General features: G+C 50.5%; 3 protein-coding genes. 1 reads left to right on the top strand and 2 read right to left on the bottom strand.

Going from position 1 to position 3,255, the window contains the following annotated elements; genetic code table 11:
* Positions 1-51 precede the first annotated feature (51 nt).
* Positions 52-309: a hypothetical protein gene (locus ACOYNV_RS26880; RefSeq protein WP_422902886.1), complete on the bottom strand. Its 258-nt coding sequence runs from the start codon at positions 307-309 to the stop codon at positions 52-54.
* Between the two features lie 691 nt (positions 310-1,000).
* Here ACOYNV_RS26880 and ACOYNV_RS26875 point away from each other — a divergent pair.
* Positions 1,001-2,440, top strand: a complete 1,440-nt coding sequence (locus tag ACOYNV_RS26875; protein WP_422902885.1) for a metallophosphoesterase — start codon at positions 1,001-1,003, stop codon at positions 2,438-2,440.
* 47 nt (positions 2,441-2,487) lie between these two features.
* On the opposite strand, the gene ACOYNV_RS26870 is transcribed toward ACOYNV_RS26875, so the two are convergent.
* The gene (locus tag ACOYNV_RS26870; protein WP_422902884.1) at positions 2,488-2,922 is read right to left on the bottom strand and encodes a hypothetical protein; all 435 of its coding nucleotides are present in this window, start codon (positions 2,920-2,922) and stop codon (positions 2,488-2,490) included.
* Positions 2,923-3,255 lie beyond the last annotated feature (333 nt).

The raw sequence follows: 3,255 nt of genomic DNA, 5'->3' as shown, positions 1-3,255 counted from the left end.
GAATAGGCACTTCCACCTTGGCGAATGTCAGGCATTACCAACTCGGCGCTCTCATTCAAGGATGTAAGCAAACATGGGGGCGGGGTGACGGTGGAAAACGGTTTCAGCGCCAGGGGCAATCGTCACTATGTTCGCGGTGATGCGCGCGGGGCCTGTCGTCGGGTATCGAATGACTTCGCCGACGACTGTTGTTGTTGTCGAGAGCAATTCCCGGGTTGGATAGGCTTGGGCCCACGCGACACTGGGGATTGAACTAATGGCAAAGATCAGGCTGATGATTCTGAATAGTGTTCGGGGGTTCGTCAGCACGTTCACTCCTTTTGTAGGTGTTTTCGATTGATCATTGGCTTCGGGGATTGGCAATTGCAGGCAATAGGATGCGCTTGACAGGAGGATTGTGCCACTTCTCGAGATTCATGTTGCTTTTGGACATGCCACCTGAAACCGGCCACCCATTCCACAGCAAACCCTGCCAGTGATTCCATTCCAAAGTATGCTACCCAATCCACTGAAAACCCTATCCCTGCTTCTGGCTGATGCTCGGATTGGGAAATACGAGTATCCAAATTTTATTATTGAATTTTTATTGTGCACCGCAACAGATGATTTGCATACGAATCGCCAGGAGTGCATCTGTCTCAGTACGGCCATCAGCGGTCGTAGCCTCAACTCCCCCAAACCGGCCGTTGATCAGGTCGAGCCACCCGAAAGCCGACATTGAACCTGGCACTCTCCATTTTCTTGGCTCACGGTCGGCTTCGCAGCGTAAGACGTCGCTGACGGCCCTGAAATGTGATGGTTTGAAGGGCCGGTCTCCGGGGCATCACGCCATTCAAACGGGTATATCTCAATCATGGAATTTCGTGGCCTTGCCCTATATCTAATCGAAAGTTCGTGGTGTAGCATCTTCATGCTTCAGATTGGGGGTTGATCACAATCCTCTCCGCTGGTGAAGAATCCCCCAGTGAGCACGCACATTTTGCTTCATAAAAGAGAAAACATGATCAACAACGATTCAAAGAATAGTGCCGATTCGCTTACCGTGAAGAAAACGACACGTAGAGAATTCATTAAAAATTCCGCATGGGCATTCGGCGCTATTTCTCTGAGTTCAATAACCGTTGGATGTGGCGGTGGTGGCCCCAATACGGTCAGCGAATTCCCCGTGCTTGTATTCTCGGATATTCATTTCAATCCTTTTGACGACACCTCGCTTTTCACAACCCTTAACGCTGCTGATCCCAGTGCGTGGGCCGGTATTTTTCAGACGTCGACCAATCCCCCTTCGCCGTGGAATGACGACACCAACTACGCTTCTCTGGTGCTCGCGCTCTCAAGCATAAGTCAGAACCTGGGCACGAGTCCCTTCGTAATTTATACGGGCGATCTTCTCGGGCATTATTTTTCAGTCCATTTCAAGAAATGCAATGGGAATGTTGAAGACATTCCAGGGATGGAGACCTTTGCCGACAAGACGGTGGCCTTTGTTACCGCCCAGATAAGAGCGGCGGTCGGCAACCTTCCCGTCATGTTCGCTCTCGGGAACAGCGATTCTTACGGAGGTTTAGTTCCGGAACCCAGTTTTCTTTCCCAAACGGTGGGGAGTTTTTATAACCAATTTTTAAATGGCACCACAGCCCAACCGGCATTCCTAAGCTCCTTTAAGGCGGGCGGCTATTATTCAACGCAGCCGGCGGGAACAAATTTGATGGTGATCGGCCTCAATACCGTCCCGTTTGCGTACGCGGAGACGGCAAGCGAAGTGTCGCCCGAACTTGCCTGGCTTGATTCAAGCCTCGCCTCTGCCCAGGCGCAGGGCAAGAAAGTGTGGCTCTTAATGCATATACCTCCCGGCGCCGTATTAGGAACAACGGCCACCACCGCGGGCAATGTGGCGAGCAACGGTCACATCACAAGCGCCACAATGATGTGGCAGCCAGGTCTTTATGAAAAATTTATACTGGTACTTGCGAAATACCCGGGGCTTGTGGCGTTGACGCTTGGTGCGCATACGCACATGAGCGAATACCGCATCCTGTCAGCGGATATCGTGCTTGAAATTACGCCGTCCATAACGCCGAAATTTGGCAACAACCCAGCCTTCAAGATATTCACAATTTCAAGCGATACGTTAAGACCTACCGATTACCGGATCATGAACTATGATCTCGCTTCAATGCCGGTACAGTTCAATAGCTACTACAAATTTTCGGTGGCATATTCCATGCAAGGTTTCCTTGACGTTTCCCTGTACAACCTCTTTCCAGAACTCCACACCAACAACGTAAAGCAGTCAATTTACCGAGGCTACTATTATTCGGGAAGTTCCGTTTCTGGAAACGCAGTGATTCCAATTTCCAATACCATTTGGCCCATTTACTGGAGCGGTATCGGGAAAATGGTAGAGCAGGAGTTTATCGATTCAGTAAATGCCTATTAACGACGGACTGAGCAGTGGCCGTCGTTCTTCGGATAGAGCCGCAGTGTTCAATTAAATGTGTTGGAAATGTCATTCACCATTATTGTGTAATCGAGCATGTTGCTGCCCTGAGCGTTGAGGCCCTTTTCGCATGTAAAAGTTGACGACATGTCGTCATAGGGATATGTGTAGCAAGTCGGACAAGCTGCTTTAAGCCAGCTAATTGTCGGCAAGACATAGCCCACCCAATTGAGGTTTTGGGTCGTGTACGACACTGCCGGACGGGTGATTCCGTCCCAGTTCGTACCGCCACAAGCTAATGCAGTGCTCATGTTTACTGAAGCATCAGGCTGGTTCGCCGGCGCTGGGCTGGTGTATGAGCTGTAGGTGTTATTGACACACAATTGCAAATCGCCAGTCGAAACGGTGCTTTGCGAGTTGAATGCCGGAGCAACCGCGAATGCGTTTTGCAGACTGAAAGGTGCGCTGTTGTTTGACGCCATATTCCAGCCATAGATTTGATTGGCAGTTGCCCAAGAATAAAATGTTCCGCATACCCTTGTGGAAAAGGTCGAAGTGCCAGTGTTTACGGTCGCGTAATTCCAGCCACACTGCGAACCACCGCGTCCAGACAGCGAACAATCAGTTTGCTGCGTGCAAGCGATTGCCGTCGCCAAGCTAGATTTCACAACGGCATAGTAGGACGAAGGACTGTCTGTAATGGTAATCCCGGACGGAAAATTTGTTGTTTTTGGGGAAAACGCCCAGCTGCTGGCCGGTAGATGACAAATCTCGCCCCATTGGAGCCACCGAATCGCGGCCTAATGGTGCCAGCG

Origin of the sequence: Propionivibrio sp. (assembly GCF_049316945.1) — a bacterium.
Taxonomy (GTDB): domain Bacteria; phylum Pseudomonadota; class Gammaproteobacteria; order Burkholderiales; family Rhodocyclaceae; genus Propionivibrio.
The sequence above is the reverse complement of the archived record's forward strand: the minus strand, read 5'-3'. Positions and strand labels throughout refer to the sequence as shown.